Genomic DNA, 16,675 nt, shown 5'->3' with positions numbered 1-16,675 from the left:
GCCTTACCCGCAGGTCTGTTCGGCGGCGGTGTTTCCGCGGAACGTCGGGGCGGGCGAGGCGCCGTCGGACCCGGCCGAGTCTGTGCCCTCCCCGGGAACTTTCTGTGAATTCTCCGAGGCCACCATCACCGGCCGGTCGGCCCGCAGCAGTGCGAACAGCTTCTCGGCCTCCGGCTCCACGAGCTGATCGCGGTTGGCGTCGTAGACGTACGACTCCCGCGGCACCGTCAGGAACCGCACGCGTTCGGTGGGGAGATCGCGCAGCCCGCGCACCAACTGGTACAAGCCGCCCAGACTTGCCAGTTCGGGATCGGTGGTCAGCGAGGAGGTGGCCGCGTCCAGCACCGGATACAGCTTCACCGGATTCAGCAGGACATCGCCGCTGCGCACCTTGTTGACGAGCGCGCCGAGGAACCGCTGCTGCCGTTCCATCCGTTCGGTGTCGCTGCCGTTCCCGAGCGACTTGCGGGCGCGCACGTACCCGAGTGCCTGCTCCCCGTCGAGCGTGACCCGGCCCGCGGGCAGCTTCAGTTTCGCCGCCTTGTCGTCCACGGGCGCTTCCAGGCACACCTCCACGCCGTCCACGGCGTCCACCATGTCCTTGAACCCGCTGAAGTCCACGACCATGTGGTGGTCGATGCGGATGTCCGTCAGCTTCTCGACGGTCCGGATCGTGCACGCCGAACCGCCCACCTGGAAGGCGTGGTTGAACATCGCGAACACCGGGTCGCTGCGCCTGCCGTCCTCCTGCCGGCAGGACGGGATGTCCACCATCAGGTCCCGGGGGAGCGAGACGGCGGTGGCGCTGTCCCGGTCGGCGGCCAGGTGCAGCAGGATCGTGGTGTCCGACCGCTCGGTGCCGAGGTCCTTGCCGTACTTGCGGTTGCCGTCCCCGGCCCGGGTGTCGGATCCGATCAGCAGGATGTTCTGCGCGCCCCGCACCAGCGCGGTGGGCCGCTCCCGCTCGTAGCGCGCGAGCTCGGCGGCGGCGGCCTCGTCCGCGGTGATGTTGCCGTCGAGTTTGGCGTAGACGGCCCAGCCGGCGCCGGAGGCGGCGGCGAGGAGCACGGTCCCTACGAGCGCCGCACCCCTGTTCCACCGCCGACGCCCGCGTCGTACGAGCCCTTCCCCGGTGGCCGAGGAGCCGGCACCGGGACCCTGGTGATTGCCTTGGGTGTCGCCCACGTCAGGTCCACCCCTCCATGGCGTACGAGCGTCCCGTCCTGCACTTACGACGATGGCGGGGAGGCGGACCGGGAGCGCCCTTTGTTACTCCGTCCGGGGGACGGCGGTCGAGGGGACGGCGGACGAAGGGGCGGCGGTCGAGGGGGCGGCGGTCGAGAGGATGGCGGTCGAGAGGATGGCGGACGAGGGGACGGCGGACGAGAGGACGGCGGACGGGGGGACGGCGGGCAGGGGACCGCCGTGGTGCCTGGCTACCGCCGTACCGCCGACACGCGCTCGCTCTCGACCCGCTTGGCGAGCCCCTCCTCGTCCAGCCGCTCCAGGTGCCGGCACAGCACCACGGACCCCCCGACGGCCAGCGGCGAGAACAGCCCCGCGCTCAGCCCCTCCCAGGTGTCGTACGGCAGCCCGGACAGCAGCCGCGACCCGGGTCCGGTGAGCCCGAGCGCGCCCGCTTCCGACGCGGCCCGCTCGGTGACCTCCGCCCCGCTGAACTCCCGTCCGGCGACGATCAGCGCGGGCTCCGCGGGATCCACCGGGGCGAAGGGGGCGAACCGGTCGCCCTGGCCCGGCACTTCCACGGCGTAGTCGACGAACCCGGCCGGAGTCTGCGGGAAGCGCCCGCCCAACGGCCGCAGCGCCAGCGCCACTCGCTCGCCGGAGCAGGCGAGGGCGGCGTCGAGCGAGTCCGGCCCGCTCACCACGACGTCGGCCGCCGCCGGGTCTCCCGCGACGTCCGCGACCGCGCCGACCGAGGAGCAGGCCAGCAGCCACACCGCCGTCTGCCAGTGCGCGGGCAGCAGCAGCGCGACCCGGTCCCCGGGCCCGGCGGAGAGGTCGCCCTGGAGGAGGTTGGCGGTCTTGGCCACCCAATTGGCGAAGGTGGCCACGGACAGTTCGACGCGTTCGCCCGTGGCGTCGTCGTAGAAGGTCACCAGCGGGCGGCCGGGGTCCGCTGCGAGCGCGGAAGTCAGCAGGTCGGCGGGGGTGCGATCGGTGGCGTTCACCCGGCACAGGGTACGCGCGGGCGGGCGCGCGCCGTGGGGGACCGGGCCACCGGTTCGGCGGAACGTTTTCCGACGGTCCGTCAGTTCATCGATGGACAGATGTGTACGGCCATGTCCACGATCTTGCACATGCGTGGATACCTCCCTCCCTTCCTCGGCGTCTCCCCGCTCGCCGCCTGCTCGATCGGTGTCACCTGCGCCGTGGTCCTCGCGCTCGCGTCGGCGCCGACCGCGACCGCCGCGCCGACCCCGACAGCGGCGCCTGCCGTGCCCGCGGCGCCTGCCGTGCCCGGGCGCGGTGCCGTCACCGCCGGCCGGGCGGCGCGGGCCACGGTCCCGGGCAGTACCCGGTCGCTGCCGCTCGTCCCCCTCTCCGGCCGGCGCGTTCTCGGCGTGGCTCCGGAGCAGGGGCTGCGCCGAGCCGGCCTCGACCGGTTCGCACTGGTGGGCGTCGTCTGGGACGACCCGGACACCGAGCTGCGCGGCCGGGTGCAGGTGCGCACCCGCGCCGCCGCGACGGGGCAGTGGTCCGGCTGGCAGGACGTCGACACGCACAACGCCGACCACGGCGCCGAACCGGGCACGGCGGAACGCTCCTCCCGCCGGGTGCGCGGGGCGACCGCGCCACTGTGGGTGGGCGACTCGGACGGGGTGGACGTGCGGGTGCGGTCGGAGGACGTGGACGGGCGGGGCGGCGATTCCGGCGCGGACGGCGATTCCGCTGGGGGCGGCGCGCGTGGCGCGCGGTCCGCCGGGAGCCGGGCGGGAAGCGGCGCGGCCCCGCTGCCGCTGCCGTCCGGGCTGCGCCTGGAACTGGTGGATCCCGGGAAGGACGCGGGGGACGCCGAGGAGACGGGGGACTCGGGGGAGGCGCTGCCCGCGGACCTGCCGGCCGACGAGCCGCCCCGCACCGCGCTGGACACGGAGGCGGCGATCGCCGCCTCGGGAGCCAACGCCGAGATCACCGCCTTCGGCGCCACGGAGATCCCGGAACTGGACCGGCCGGCCACCGAGGAGGAGATGACCCGTCTCCAGGGTCCCTCACCGGCGAAGCCGCACATCGGCCCGCGCCCGCGGATCGTCACGCGCCGGGGCTGGGGCGCGGACGAGTCACTGCGCGAGCACGGGTTCGCCTACACCAGGAAGGTCAAGGCGGCCTTCGTGCACCACACGGCCTCGGGCAACAAGTACACCTGCGCACAGGCCCCCTCCGTCATCCGCAGTATCTACCGCTACCACGTCAAGAGCATGGGCTGGCGGGACATCGGCTACAACTTCCTCGTCGACAAGTGCGGAACCCTCTACGAGGGCCGGGCCGGGGGCGTGGCCAGGGCGGTGCTCGGCGCCCACACCCTCGGCTTCAACACCGACAGCATGGGCGTCGCCGTGATCGGCACGTACGGGTCGGGCAAGCCGACCGGCGCCGCGATGACGGCCGTCGCCAGGCTCACCGCGTGGAAGCTCGGGCTCTTCGGGGCCGATCCACGCGGAAAGACATATCTCACGTCGGGTGGTGGCAATCTCTACCCCAAGGGGAAGAACGTACGACTGAACGTGATCTCCGGCCATCGGGACGGGTACGCCACCGAGTGCCCCGGCAAGCGGCTCTACGCCGAGCTCGGCACCGCCCGCTCCAGCGCGGCACGCTCGCAGGGGCGTTGAGGCCGGCGCGCTCGTTCACCGCCGTCGAGGGGCGGGCGGGGTGGTCCGGGGGACGGGCGGGACCGGCCGGGGGGCCGGTCCATGGCGGTCGGGGGAAACCGTACGCCGATCTCGTGGGACACCGCGCGGCCGGCGAAGGCGTCGTCGCCCGGTCTGCATACACTGACCGGCCGAAACGAGAGTCCACGAGTAGTGCGGCCGGTCCCGGCAGGAAGCAGAGACGACAGGTGACAGAAGCGATCCTCCTGGTCGGCGGCAAAGGCACCCGGCTGCGACCGCTCACGGTGCACACGCCCAAGCCGATGGTCCGGGCCGCCGGAGTGCCGTTCCTCACGCACCAGCTGGCGCGGGCGCGGGCAGCCGGCGTCGAGCACATCGTCCTCGCCACCAGCTACCTGGCCGAGGTCTTCGAGCCGTACTTCGGCGACGGCTCCGCGCTGGGCCTGCACCTCGAGTACGTGACGGAGGAGGAGCCCCTCGGCACGGGCGGCGCCATCCGCAACGTCGCCGCCCGTCTGCACTCCGGCCCCGACGACCCGGTGCTGATCTTCAACGGCGACATCCTGACCGGCCTGGACATCAGGGCACTGGTCGACACCCACGCGTCGACGGGCGCGGACGTCTCGCTCCATCTGACGAAGGTGACCGACCCGCGCGCCTACGGGCTCGTCCCCACCGACGAGACCGGCCGCGTCCTGGCCTTCCTGGAGAAGCCGCAGACCCCGGAGGAGATCGTCACCGACCAGATCAACGCGGGGGCGTACGTCTTCCGCCGCTCGGTCATCGACACGATCCCGGCCGGCCGCCCGGTCTCGGTGGAACGCGAGACCTTCCCTGGGCTCCTGGCGGCCGGCGCCCATCTGCAGGGCATGGTCGACTCCACCTACTGGCTGGACCTCGGCACCCCGGCCGCGTTCGTCCGCGGCTCGGCCGACCTGGTCCTCGGGCGCGCTCCCTCTCCGGCCGTCCCCGGCCGCTGCGGCGACCGCCTCGTCCTTCCCACGGCCACGGTCGCCCCCGACGCCAAGGTGACCGGCGGCACGGTCGTGGGCGAGGGCGCGTTCGTGGCGGAGGGGGCGCGGGTCTTCGGCTCGACCATCCTCCCCGGCGCCGTCATCGAACCCGGCGCGGTCGTCACCGACTCCCTCATCGGCACCCGCGCCCGCGTCGGCGAACGCTCCGTCCTCACCGGCACGGTCATCGGCGACGGCGCGATCGTGGGCGCCGACAACGAACTCCGCGAGGGAGCCAGGGTGTGGTGCGACGCCCGCATCCCGGCGGGGGCGGTGCGGTTCTCCTCCGACCAGTAGCTCGACGCGGCGGCGCTCAGTGCGGCGGCGCTCAGTGCGGCGGCGCTCCGTGTGGGCGGCGCTCAGTGCGCGCGGGCGGGGTGGTGGATGCGGGGGGGCAGGTCCGGGGGTGCGCCTCAAGTCGGCATCCTGGCCGTTGCCGTTGCCGTTGCCGTTGCCGTTGCCTGCCGGTGCCGGTGCCGGTGCCGGTGCCGGTGCCGGTGCCGGTGCGGTTCTCCTCCGACCGGTGACTCAGCGCGGGCGGGCGGGGGCGGATCCGGGGCGTGCCCGGTGGTGGGCCCGGGGGCGGCGTCCCCGGCCGGTGCCGGTGAGCGGGCCCACGCCGTGCGGCCCGCGACACTTCACAACAGCCCGATGTCCACCCGGGGCATCTTCGGCTTGCGCCGGGCCGGCACATGGCCGCTCAGCAGGATCAGCCGGGCCGCCCGATGCCGCTGGCCCGCGTACGGCTCCAGCAGCCGCAGCATCTCCGCGTCGTCCGCGTCGCGGTCCCCGGCCAGCGCCCATCCCACGATCCCCGGCAGATGAAGGTCTCCGACGGTGACCGCGTCCTCCGCCCCATGACTGCGCTGCACCACCTCGGCGGACGTCCACGGCCCGATGCCGGGCACGACCTCCAGCCGTGCCCGCGCCTCGGCCGCCGGCATCCCCACCCCCTGCTCCAGCCGCGCGGCGACCCGCACGGCCCGCAGAATCGTGGACGCGCGCTTGTCGTCGACCCCGGCCCGGTGCCACTCCCAGGAGGGGATCAGCGCCCAGGCCCGCGGCCCCGGCATCACCCACATCGGCCGTTCGCCCGCCCCCGCGGGCCCCGGCGCCCGCTCGCCGAACCTCCGCACGAGCAGCCGCCACGCCCGGTACGCCTCGTCGGCGGTGACCTTCTGCTCCAGCACGGACGGGATCAGCGACTCCAGCACCAGCCCGGTCCGGGTCAGCCTGAGCCCCGGCCGCCGATGCCGCGCCACCGCCACCACCCGGTGCCGCGGCACGAACGCCGCCGGATCGTCGGCGGCACCGAGCAGCTCCGGAAGCCGGTCCAGCAGCCACTGCGCACCCGGCCCCCACGCCTCGCCGAGCACCTCACCGCCGTACGCGCGCACCCGCAGCGTGCCCGGCCCGGCCGGTGTGCGGCTCGTCCGCCACACCGACCCGTCCGCCGTGGCCCGGAACGTCGGGTCGGCGGGCCCGCGCCGGAGCGGCCCGAGGGTCAGCCCGAGGTCCAGCGGCCCGTCCGGCACCCACCGGCGCACCAGCGCGGGCGCCACCGCCTGCTGCGGTATCCCGGCCGAGGCCGCCGCGGGTACGGCGGCATGCCCGCCGCGCACGGTGGTACGCGTGGGCCGCTGAGGGAAGCGTCCTGCCACGAATGAGTCCTCGGGGTGCCGGTGCTCGGGGTGCCGGTGTTCGGGGTGCCCGTGCCGTCCTACGAGACTAGGCGCTCGGACCGGCCGGACGGGAGCGGGCGGGGTGCGCGCGCGGAACTCACCGCACCGTCACGAACGCCGCCGCGTCCCGCTCCGGCCTCGGTCCCGGTTCCCGGGCCGGACGGCCGACCGCCACCGCGCCCATCGGGTCCCAGTCCGCCGGCAGCTCCAGCACCTCGCGCACCACGTCCCGGCAGAACATCGTGGACGACACCCACGCCGAGCCCAGCCGCTCCGCGGCCAGGGCGACCAGCAGGTTCTGCACGCCCGCGCCCGTGGCGACCACGAACATCTCCCGCTCGGCACCGTCCCGCCGAGCGTCCCCGTAGGTGTGCGAGCCGTCCATGACGAGACAGGGCACGATCAGGTACGGCGCGTTGCGCAGCACGTCGCCGCGCCGGATCCGCTGGGCGATGGACTCCTCGCTCTTGCCGTCCCGGCGCAGGTCGGCGACCCAGGCGTCCCGCATCGCGTCGAGCAGCCGTACCCGCGAGCGCGCCGACTCCAGCAGCACGAACCGCCAGGGCGTGGTGTGGTGCGGGGCGGGCGCGGTGACCGCCGCCGCCACCGCACGCCGGACCGCTCCGGGGTCGACGGGATCGTCGGTGAAGGCCCGTACGGTGCGGCGCTGGGTCACGGCCTCCCGGATCGCCTCGGAGGTGCCGAGCCGGAACATGTCGTCGGCCGCGTCACGCACCAGCGCCCGCGCGCCCTCACCGTCACCGACGTCCTCACCGGCGCCGTTGTCGACACCGCCGCCGTTGTCGGCACCGCCGCCCGTGCGGGCGCCGTCGGTCTCGGGGCGGACGACGTGGGGGAGTCCGCGCACCACGGCCACCGGACGCCCGGCCGCCTTGCCCTTGACCAGGTCACCGGCGGCGGCCAGCTCGTCCGCCGTGGCGACGACGGTCGCGCTGAGCGGGTTGCCGAACGCGTCCGTGCCGCCCCGCAGATCGTCCAGCACGCGCACCCCGGCGGCGCCGATCGCCACGTCCGTGAGCCCCGCGCGCCAGGGTCGCCCGAAGGTGTCGGTGACGACGACGCCCACGTTGACGCCGAGGGCCTCGCGCAGTCCGGTCCGGATCGCGCGCGCGGACGCGTCCGGGTCCACGGGCAGCAACAGCACCGTCCCGGCGGGGGTGTTGGAGGCGTCTACCCCGGCGGCGGCCATGACCAGGCCCTGCCGGTTCTCCACGATGCGCAGCGCCCCGCGCCGGGCCACCACCCGGACCGTCTCGGCGTCGATCGCGGCCTCCCGGTCGGCCGCCCGCACGACCCGGCCCTCCGCCTTGGAGACGATCTTGGAGGTGACGATCAGCACGTCTCCGTCGGCCAGGCCCGGCTCGCTCGCGGCGATCAGCTTGGCGAGGTCGTCGCCCGGCTGCACCTCGGGGATGCCGGACAGGGCCCAGACCCGGTACTCGGGCCGCTCCTCCGCCGTGGCGGACGCCGATCCGCTCACGCCGTCCGCACCTCCTCGGCCAGCGCCAGCGCCTCGCGCGCCATCTGCGCCGTCGCGTCCACGTCCGTCATCATCAGCGGTACGGCCCGGCAGCGGATGCCGTCCGCCTCGACCCGCTCGACCGTACCCGCGTCCACGGTGTCGACCAGCCAGCCGTCCAGCAGCCCGGAGCCGTAGTGCTCGGCGACCGCGGCGGCGGTGGACTCCACGCCGACCGCGGCGAGCACCTTGTCGGCCATCCCGCGCACGGGCGCGTCCCCGACGATCGGGGAGAGGCCGACCACGGGCACGCCCGCGTCGGCGATGGCCTCGCGGATGCCGGGCACGGCGAGGATCGTGCCGATGGACACGACCGGGTTGGACGGCGGGAAGAGGATCACGTCCGCCTCGGCGATGGCCTCCAGGACGCCCGGGGCCGGCTTGGCCTGCTCGGCGCCGACCGGGACGACCGCCGCGGCCGGGACGGAGGCGCGCAGCCTCACCCAGTACTCCTGGAAGTGGATCACCTTGCGCTCGCCGTCGAGTTCGACGGCCACGTGCGTCTCGACGCGGTCGTCGGTCATCGGGATCAGCTTCACGCCGGGCTTCCAACGGTCGCAGAGCGCCTCGGTGACCGCGCTGAGCGGAAAGCCGGCGCCCAGCATCTGCGTCCGCACGATGTGCGTCGCGAAGTCCCGGTCACCGAGCCCGAACCAGTCCGGCCCGACCCCGTAGGCCGCCAGTTCCTCCTTGACGTGGAAAGTCTCGTCGGTCCTTCCCCAGCCCTGCTCCTCGTTGATGCCGCCGCCCAGCGTGTACATCACCGTGTCCAGGTCCGGGCAGACCTTCAGCCCGAAGAGGTGGATGTCGTCGCCGGTGTTGCCGATGACCGTGACGTCCGCGTCCGGCACGGCCCGCTTCAGACCGCGCAGGAAACGGGCACCGCCGATGCCGCCTGCCAGAACCACAATGCGCATGCGCCAAGTCTTGCAGGCGGGTCCGACAACGCGTCAGGCAGTCACCGGACGAGCCTCGCAGTGCGGGGAGGTGTGCATGGGCATTTCGGTCAGACCCGGGTGGTACACGTGCAGGCTGACCGCCGGCTCCAGCGCGTCGTTGACCACCTCGTGGACGTACCCCGGCGCGAAAACCCGCTGAGCACCCGCCGCCAGCGCGCGCGTGCCGCGCTCGGTGCGCTCGGTGAGGGTGCCCTCCAGGACGGTGAGCACCCCGGAGGAGCGCCCGTGGTCGTGCAGTCCGCTGCCCTGGCCGGGCACCCAGGACAGCAGCCACACCTCGTAGCCGGGGCCGGTGCGCAGCCGGTGGTACCAGCGGGTGGTGGCGTCGTACCGGACGAGGTGCGCCCACTGGGCGCGGTCGGCGGCGATCGAGCGGGCGAGCCCCACGAACTCGGCGACGGTGGCCGGGTGCTCGCGCGGCGGCTGGAGCAGGTGCGGGACTTCGAGGATGTCGCCGGCGATCTGGAGATCGTTGTCGCTGTTCATCGGGGTGCGGTGGTCCTCGGCGGAAAGAGTGGGGGGCTGGAGCTGGGAGGTGGATCCGAACGGCGCGTACGGTCCGCCCGGGTCACGGGCGAGCGGGGTGCCCCGAAGGAGGGGTCAGGGGGCGGGAGACGCGACCGAGCCGGGATGGACTCGGGAACAGCCGGAGCGGGCTTGGCTCAACAGCTGTGACAGCAACAACAGCTACAGCGCGCGCGGGCGGCACCGACGGACCCGGCGATGCGGGTCGAGGTGAGTGCCAAGTTCGCGAGCATGCCCACTAGGACATCGGTTCACACGCGCACTGTCAACTCGGCGCCCGGCATGTGGGACATGTTTCACCTCATCCGGTTCATCTCTCAGGTGAAAGGTTTGTGCATGGGGGTGCCGGGACACATGGGGCACATCCGAGCGCTGGAGCCTCGCGGAACGCGATCGAACACGGAGGCGTCTTTCTCCGTACAGAGATTTGTACGGGGAGACGACCGCCCCCGCGCGAGCCCGCTGCGTGTCGAGGTTTATGCCGATTTGAACACTTTCCGCATGGCCTTGGTTCCGCAGAGTGAATAACGGGCTCAATAGCAGATCTCGGCTTGACTCGCCCGGAGCAGCACACTTGTAATTTCACTCGTGTCGTTCAGCCGCCATCGGTAACGGCCACGCACGGGGACGCGAAAGACAGACGAGGGGCGCACATGACCGAGCTGGTGCAGCAACTGCTGGTCGACGACGCGGACGAGGAACTCGGCTGGCAGGAGCGCGCGCTGTGCGCCCAGACCGACCCCGAGTCCTTCTTCCCCGAGAAGGGCGGCTCCACCAGAGAGGCCAAGAAGGTCTGCCTCGCCTGCGAGGTCCGCTCCGAGTGCCTCGAGTACGCCCTCGCCAACGACGAACGCTTCGGCATCTGGGGCGGCCTGTCCGAGCGCGAACGCCGCCGCCTGAAGAAGGCCGCCGTCTGAAGCGGCCGCACACGCGCGTGACACCCGCGCCGGACGCGCGCACGCGCACACACGCGCAGGCGTTCCTCACCGGAAACGTCACGAACGGCCCGTAGCCCGTGGGTTATCCACAGGCGGCGGGCCGTCGTCATGGGCAGCCGATAGTGTGGTCGCTCGTCCGAGACGCCCCGCTGTCCCCTCGACGCACGAGGAGGCGCAGGCGTCCACCGCAGTCCATCGAACCGGGGCCCGTACCTCGATGTCCGTGCACAGCCATGCGGCAGCCCACAACCCGGCTGCCACCCCTGAGTCCCCGCGTCATGTGGTGACCGCGGTCCTCGTCTCCCACGACGGCGCCCGCTGGCTGCCCGACGCGCTCGCCGGGCTGCTCGGCCAGGAGCGCCCCGTCCAGTACGCGGTGGCCGCCGACACCGGCAGCGCGGACGCCTCCGCCCAGCTCCTCACCGAGGCCCTCGGCGACGCCAACGTGCTCCACCTGGCCCGCCGCACCGGCTTCGGCCAGGCCGTGGAGGAGGCGAGCCGCACCGCGCCCGTCCTCACCCCGGAGGACCTGCCCTACCTGAAGCGCCCCAGCGGCTGGGACCCGGTCACGCGCGCGTGGCGCGACGACGCCTACGACCTGCCCGAACTGCCGCACGGCGAGCCCGTCCAATGGCTGTGGCTGCTGCACGACGACTGCGCCCCCGAACCCGACGCCCTCGCCCAGCTGCTCCGGGTCGTCGACAACGAACTCGAACTCGGCCGCGACGACGTCGCGGTCGTCGGTCCCAAACTGCGCGGCTGGTACGACCGCCGGCAGCTGCTGGAGGTCGGCGTCTCCATCGCCCACTCCGGCCGCCGCTGGACCGGCCTGGACCGCCGCGAACAGGACCAGGGGCAGCACGACCATGTCCGCACCGTGCTGTCCGTCTCCACCGCCGGCATGCTCATCCGCCGCGACGTCTTCGAGCAGCTCGGCGGCTTCGACCGCCGACTGCCCCTCATGCGCGACGACGTCGACCTGTGCTGGCGCGCCCACGCGGCCGGCCACCGCGTCCTGATCGCCCCCGACGCGGTCGTCCGGCACGCCGAGGCCGCCTCCCGCGAGCGCCGCGCGGTCGACTGCGCCGGCCGCACCGCCGCCTCCCCGCACAAGGTCGACAAGGCGGGCGCCGTCTACACCCTGCTCGCCAACACCCGTACGGCCGCGCTGCCCTGGGTCCTGCTGCGACTCGTCCTCGGCACCGTCCTGCGCACCCTCGCCTACCTCGTCGGCAAGGTCCCCGGCCAGGCCCTCGACGAGATCCGCGGTCTGCTGAGCACCCTGCTGCGGCCCGAACGGATCATCGCCGCCCGGCGCCGCCGCGGCTCCTCCCAGATCGACAAGGGGGAACTGCGCCAGCTGTTCCCGCCGCCCGGCGCCACCGTCCGGGCCACCGTGGAACAGATCGCGGGCAACTTCACCAGCGGCTCCGAGTCCGACACCTCCTCGGCCGGCCGGCACGGCGGCGCCGTGGAGTCCGGGCCCGGCGGCGACGACGCCGACTTCCTCCAGGTCGAGCAGTTCGCCCGGCTCAAGCGGATCGCCCGCAGACCCGGCCCGGTCCTCTTCCTCGCGCTGCTGGTCATCTCCCTCGTCGCCTGCCGGGCCCTGCTCGGCGGCGGCGCGCTCGCCGGCGGTGCCCTGCTGCCGGCCCCGGCCGGCGCCGGCGACCTGTGGTCCCGCTACCTCGACGCCTGGCACCCGGTCGGCGCCGGCGGCACCCCGTCCGCACCGCCCTACCTGGCTGTCGTCGCGACCCTCGCCTCGCTCCTGTTCGGCTCCACCGGGCTCGCCGTCACCGTCCTGCTGGTCGGCTCGGTGCCGCTCGCCGGATTCACCGCCTACTTCGCCTCCCGGCCCCTCGTCACCTCCCGGCTGCTGCGCGCCTGGGCCGCGATCGCCTACGCCTTCCTGCCCGCCACCACCGGCGCCCTGGCCGGCGGCCGCATCGGCACCGCCGTCCTCACCGTACTGCTGCCGCTCATCGCGCGCGCGGGCATCGCCGCGAGCGGCCTGGCCAACCGCACCGGCGCCCGCGGCAGCTGGCGCGCCACCTGGGCGTACGCGCTGCTGCTGACCATCACCACCGCCTTCACACCGATCGTGTGGCCCATCGCGCTGCTGCTCGGCCTCGGTGTGCTGGTCCTGCGCCGCGGCGACCTCGTCGCCCACGCACTGCGCTTCCTCGTCCAGCTCGGCACCCCGCTGCTGCTTCTCGCCCCCTGGTCGCTGACCCTGCTCCCGACCGGCTTCTTCCGGGAGGCGGGCCTGGAGTACGGCCCCTCGGCCGCCTCCGCGCTCGACCTGCTCGGCGCCGCCCCCGGCGGCCCCGGCACCGTGCACGGCCTGATGCTCATCGGCATCGTGCTCGCCGCGCTCGCCGCCCTCCTGCGCTCCGAGCGGCAGCTGGGCATCCGCACCGCGTGGGCCGTCGCCCTGACCGGCCTCGTCTTCGCGGTCCTGGCCAACAAGTCCGCCTGGGCCGGACCGGCCACCCTCGTCTACGGCATCGCCCTGCTGGCCGCCGCCGCCCTCGGCGCCGACGGCGCACGCGCACGCGTGGCCGAGCAGAGCTTCGGCTGGCGCCAGCCCGTCGCCGCCCTGATCGCCTTCGCCTCGGCCGCCGGTCCGCTGCTCGTCGCCGCCGGCTGGATGATCCGCGGCGCCGACGGCCCCCTGGAGCGCCGCGACCCGGCCCAGGTGCCCGCGTTCGTCGCCGAGGACTCCAGCGGCGGCGACCAGGCCCGCACCCTGGTCCTGGACAGCGACTCCACCGCGCGCGTGCGCTACAGCCTCGTCCGCGGCTCCGGGGCCCGCACGGGCGACGCCGAACTCACCGCCGCCGACGGCGGGAACAGCCGTCTGGACAAGATCGTCGCCAACCTCGTCGCCGGCTCCGGCGCCGACCAGGCCGACGAACTCGGCGGCTTCGCCGTCCGCTACGTCCTCGTCCACAAGGGCGCCCCCCGCGACATCACCCGCGTCCTCGACGCCACCCCCGGCCTGGCCCGGCTCAGCCAGCAGAACGGCAGCGCCCTGTGGCGCGTCGACCAGGAGGTCGCCCGCGCGACCATCGTGTCCGCCGACGGCTCGGGCAAGGCCCAGCCGGTCGCCGCGGGACCGGTGGAGATCCACACCACGATCCCCTCCGGCTCGGGCGACCGGGTGCTGCGCCTCGCCGACAGCACCGCCGACGGCTGGACGGCCAGTGTCGACGGCAGGCCGCTCACCCGCACCACGGTCGACGGCTGGGCCCAGGGCTTCCGGCTCCCCGCGGGCGGCGGCCGGCTGGACGTCACCTACGACGCCCCGATCGCCCACGCCGCCTGGCTCTGGGCGCAGGGCGCGCTCGCCGTCGTCCTGGTCGTCCTCGCCCTGCCCGGCCGCCGCCGCGACGTCGACGACGACCTGCCGGAGGAGCAGCCGGTGCCCGCCCAGGCCACCGCCGGCGAGGGCCGCCGCGCCCGCCGCCTGCGCGCCCAGGCCGAGGAACCGCCCGCCGAGGACCCGCCCGCCGAGGACCCGCCCGGCACCCCTCCGCCGCCGGACCGGCCCCCGGCCGCCGTCCCGCAGCAGCAGTCGTACGACGAGTGGGACGCGAGCACGTACGCGCAGGCCGGGTACACCGGATACGGCCAGGACACGTACCCGTCCCCGACCGGCTACGACCAGCAGGCGTACCAGGCCGACCCGTACCAGACGGCCCCGTACGACCCGTACGCCTACAACGCCGGCACCGACCAGCCGTCCTACGACCCGTCGGCCTACCAGCAGCAGGGCTACGACCCGGCGTACGACCCCGCCCAGCAGGGTTACGACCCGGCCCAGCACCCCCACGGCACCGGCAGCCAGCGCCCCGACGGGAGCCAGCAGTGAACCGCACCACCCTGTCCCTGATCGCCGGCACGGCCGCGCTGGCCGCCGTCACCGCGTACGCCGGGTTCGACTCCCCGTCGGCCTCCGGCGCCGCCGCCCCGAAGGCGGCCGCCCAACTCCCCGTGGAACGCACCAGCCTGCTGTGCCCGGCGCCGAGCACGTCGGACGTCGCCGACACGGCGTACACGTCGTTCACGCCCGCCACCAAGGGCGCGGCGAGCAGCGGCAAGGCCCGACTCCAGCCGGCCACCGGACAGTCGGCGGACCGGAAGAGCGGCGGCAAGGACGGCGGCAAGGACGGCAAGGGCGCCGGGAAGAAGGCCGGGCAGCCGGTGCTCACGCCGAAGGCACCGGGCACACCGGCCACCGGCGACACCTCCGGCGCGGAGGCGCCCGCGCTGGTCGGCACCGCGGACGGCGGGTTCGCACCCGGCTGGACCGTCCAGGAGACCACCGAGGTCGCCGTCGGCACCGGCCGCGGCCTCCAGGGCGTCAACTGCACCGGCGCCGATACGGAGTTCTGGTTCCCCGGCGCCGGCACGGCCGCCGGCCGCACCGACTACGTCCATCTGACCAACCCCGACGACTCCGCCGCCGTGGTCGACATCGAGCTGTACGGCAAGGACGGCGCGATCAAGGCGTCCCTGGGCGAGAACCTCACCGTCGGTCCGCACGCCAGCGAGCCGATCCTGCTCTCCACGCTCACCGACGAACGGCAGACCGACCTGACCGTGCACGTCAGCGTGCGCAGCGGCCGGGTCGGTGCGGCCGTGCAGGCCCTGGACGACAAGGCGGGCGGCGACTGGCTGGCCGCTGCCGCCGACCCGGCCGGCAGCCAGATCCTGCCCGGCATCCCCAAGGACGCCACCGATGTCCGTCTGATCGCCTTCACCCCCGGCGACGACGACGCCGACCTCAAGATCCGCCTGGCCTCGCCCGACGGCCTGATCACCCCGGCCGGGAACGAGACCCTGCACGTCAAGTCCGGCATGACGACGACGGTCGACCTCGGCGACGTCACCCGTGGCGAGGCCGGCTCCCTCGTCCTCACCCCCACCGACCGGACGGTCCCGGTCGTGGCGGCCCTCCAGGTCGTGCGCGGCAAGGGCGACAAGCGGGAAACGGCGTTCATCCCGGCGACCGCCGCCGTCGGCTCGCGTGCGACCTCGGCCGACAACAGCGCGAAGGGCACGACCCTCGCCCTGACGGCCCCCGGCGGCACGGCCACGGTCAAGGTCACGGCGTCGGCCGGCAGCGAGGGCGGGAGCCCGGTGACCAAGAGCTACACCATCAAGTCCGGCACCACCCAGAACGTCGACGCCCCGGTCCCGACGGGCCTGAAGGGCACGTACGCCCTCACGGTGGAACCCGTCTCCGGCGGCCCGGTCTACGCCTCCCGCACCCTCGCGGCCACCGAGGGAGGCGTCCCCGCGTTCACCATCCAGACCCTCCCGAACGACCACGGGATGGTGGCGGTACCGCAGACCGAGGAGGACTTGTCGGTCCTGCAGAAGTAAGCCCTGCAGAAAGTAGGTCCTGCAGAAGTAAGCCCTGCAGAGGTAGGTCCTGCAGAAATGGCTCCTGTCAGGTAGGTCTTGCAGAAGGAGGTCCTGCGCAGGCAGGTCCTGCGCGAAGAGCAGGAGGAACGGGCTCCGGGAACCACCGCCGGGCCTGCGGTACGCCGCCGGGCACGGCCCGCCGTGGCCGCTCGCACGGTCTCCCGGGCCCCTGCGGGGCGCTCGCGCAGCCGGCCCGCTATTCCTCCCCGTACCGCGGGTCCACCGTCTCCGGGGTCAGGCCGAGCAGCTCGGCCACCTGCTCCACCACGACCTCGTGCACCAGCGCCGCCCGCTCGTCCCGCCCTTTGGTCCGGATCTCCACCGGCCGGCGGTACACGACCACCCGAGCCCGCCGTCCGTCACGCGCGGGGATGATCCCGCCGAGCGGCACGGCCTCGTCCCCCCACGCCGACTGATCACCCGGCCGCTCCAGCCGGGGCACCTCCAGCACCAGGAAGTCCATGTCGGCCAGCTGCGGCCACCGCCGTTCGAGACGCTCCACGGAGTCCTGCACCAGGTCCGCGAAGACTTCGGCGCGGCTGGCCGCCAGCGGCACCTGCGGAGGTGCGATCGGCCCCCGCATGCCTCGACCGTGGCGATCACGGCGACGGGGCCCGGGGCCGGCGGCGCGGGGCGGTACACGGTTGTCCATCACTGGTGAAGCGTAGTCCCCGCGCCCTCCGCCCGTCCGGCTCCACGCGGCAACCGGCCCCGGACCACCGCGTCGC

At 74.1% G+C, this 16,675-nt stretch carries 12 protein-coding genes; 5 read left to right on the top strand and 7 right to left on the bottom strand.

The features are described from left to right. Nucleotides 1-3: 3 nt before the first annotated feature. Both ACZ7KF_RS02635 and ACZ7KF_RS02630 read right to left on the bottom strand, forming a co-directional pair. Nucleotides 4-1,185: an LCP family protein gene (locus tag ACZ7KF_RS02635; RefSeq protein WP_471068680.1), complete on the bottom strand. Its 1,182-nt coding sequence runs from the start codon at nt 1,183-1,185 to the stop codon at nt 4-6. 251 nt (nt 1,186-1,436) lie between these two features. Continuing rightward, complete coding sequence (locus tag ACZ7KF_RS02630; protein ID WP_471068677.1) at nt 1,437-2,192, bottom strand: TIGR03089 family protein; 756 nt, start codon at nt 2,190-2,192, stop codon at nt 1,437-1,439. 129 nt (nt 2,193-2,321) lie between these two features. Here ACZ7KF_RS02630 and ACZ7KF_RS02625 point away from each other — a divergent pair, with 129 nt between their 5' ends. Together ACZ7KF_RS02625 and manB are read left to right on the top strand one after the other, a co-directional pair. Next, nucleotides 2,322-3,854: a peptidoglycan recognition protein family protein gene (locus tag ACZ7KF_RS02625; protein ID WP_471068674.1), complete on the top strand. Its 1,533-nt coding sequence runs from the start codon at nt 2,322-2,324 to the stop codon at nt 3,852-3,854. Nucleotides 3,855-4,081: 227 nt separating this feature from the next. Next, complete coding sequence (manB, locus tag ACZ7KF_RS02620; protein WP_471068671.1) at nt 4,082-5,164, top strand: mannose-1-phosphate guanylyltransferase; 1,083 nt, start codon at nt 4,082-4,084, stop codon at nt 5,162-5,164. Nucleotides 5,165-5,505: 341 nt separating this feature from the next. On the opposite strand, the gene ACZ7KF_RS02615 is transcribed toward manB, so the two are convergent. From ACZ7KF_RS02615 to ACZ7KF_RS02600, 4 genes are all read right to left on the bottom strand, one after another. Continuing rightward, nucleotides 5,506-6,528, bottom strand: coding sequence for a DNA-3-methyladenine glycosylase family protein (locus ACZ7KF_RS02615; protein WP_471068668.1), 1,023 nt, complete (start codon nt 6,526-6,528; stop codon nt 5,506-5,508). A gap of 118 nt (nt 6,529-6,646) precedes the next feature. Continuing rightward, entirely contained in the window at nt 6,647-8,050 is a 1,404-nt protein-coding gene (locus tag ACZ7KF_RS02610; protein ID WP_471068666.1) for a coenzyme F420-0:L-glutamate ligase, read from the bottom strand. Further along, entirely contained in the window at nt 8,047-9,006 is a 960-nt protein-coding gene (gene cofD, locus ACZ7KF_RS02605) for a 2-phospho-L-lactate transferase (RefSeq protein ID WP_471068663.1), read from the bottom strand. The genes ACZ7KF_RS02610 and cofD overlap by 4 nt, the downstream gene beginning before the upstream one ends. A 33-nt stretch (nt 9,007-9,039) precedes the next feature. Continuing rightward, nucleotides 9,040-9,534, bottom strand: coding sequence for a cysteine dioxygenase (locus ACZ7KF_RS02600; protein WP_471068661.1), 495 nt, complete (start codon nt 9,532-9,534; stop codon nt 9,040-9,042). Between the two features lie 692 nt (nt 9,535-10,226). On the opposite strand from ACZ7KF_RS02600, the gene ACZ7KF_RS02595 reads away from it, so the two are divergent. The 3 genes from ACZ7KF_RS02595 to ACZ7KF_RS02585 all read left to right on the top strand — a co-directional run bounded on the left by ACZ7KF_RS02595 (nt 10,227) and on the right by ACZ7KF_RS02585 (nt 15,905). Next, a complete protein-coding gene (locus tag ACZ7KF_RS02595; protein ID WP_003975777.1) occupies nt 10,227-10,490 on the top strand; it encodes a WhiB family transcriptional regulator in 264 nt (87 codons plus the stop codon). A gap of 238 nt (nt 10,491-10,728) precedes the next feature. Beyond that, the gene (locus ACZ7KF_RS02590; RefSeq protein WP_471068658.1) at nt 10,729-14,388 is read left to right on the top strand and encodes a glycosyltransferase family 2 protein; all 3,660 of its coding nucleotides are present in this window, start codon (nt 10,729-10,731) and stop codon (nt 14,386-14,388) included. Continuing rightward, nucleotides 14,385-15,905 (top strand): DUF5719 family protein, encoded by a 1,521-nt coding sequence (locus ACZ7KF_RS02585; protein ID WP_471068655.1) that lies wholly within the window; start codon nt 14,385-14,387, stop codon nt 15,903-15,905. The genes ACZ7KF_RS02590 and ACZ7KF_RS02585 overlap by 4 nt, the downstream gene beginning before the upstream one ends. A gap of 238 nt (nt 15,906-16,143) precedes the next feature. Here ACZ7KF_RS02585 and ACZ7KF_RS02580 read toward each other — a convergent pair whose 3' ends face one another. Beyond that, nucleotides 16,144-16,530: a metallopeptidase family protein gene (locus ACZ7KF_RS02580; protein WP_471068653.1), complete on the bottom strand. Its 387-nt coding sequence runs from the start codon at nt 16,528-16,530 to the stop codon at nt 16,144-16,146. Between the last annotated feature and the right edge of the window lie 145 nt (nt 16,531-16,675).

This window comes from Streptomyces sp. NPDC038200, from assembly GCF_055600785.1.
Note: the sequence above shows the minus strand (reverse complement) of the source record. Positions and strands in the feature narration are given on the sequence as shown.

Excerpts from the sequence above, each read along its gene's own strand:
- ACZ7KF_RS02625 (WP_471068674.1), top strand. The coding sequence starts at position 2,322 with ATGCGTGGATACCTCCCTCCCTTCCTCGGCGTCTCCCCGCTCGCCGCC.
- cofD (WP_471068663.1), bottom strand. The coding sequence starts at position 9,006 with ATGCGCATTGTGGTTCTGGCAGGCGGCATCGGCGGTGCCCGTTTCCTG.
- ACZ7KF_RS02600 (WP_471068661.1), bottom strand. The coding sequence starts at position 9,534 with ATGAACAGCGACAACGATCTCCAGATCGCCGGCGACATCCTCGAAGTC.
- ACZ7KF_RS02595 (WP_003975777.1), top strand. The coding sequence starts at position 10,227 with ATGACCGAGCTGGTGCAGCAACTGCTGGTCGACGACGCGGACGAGGAA.
- ACZ7KF_RS02590 (WP_471068658.1), top strand. The coding sequence starts at position 10,729 with ATGTCCGTGCACAGCCATGCGGCAGCCCACAACCCGGCTGCCACCCCT.
- ACZ7KF_RS02580 (WP_471068653.1), bottom strand. The coding sequence starts at position 16,530 with ATGCGGGGGCCGATCGCACCTCCGCAGGTGCCGCTGGCGGCCAGCCGC.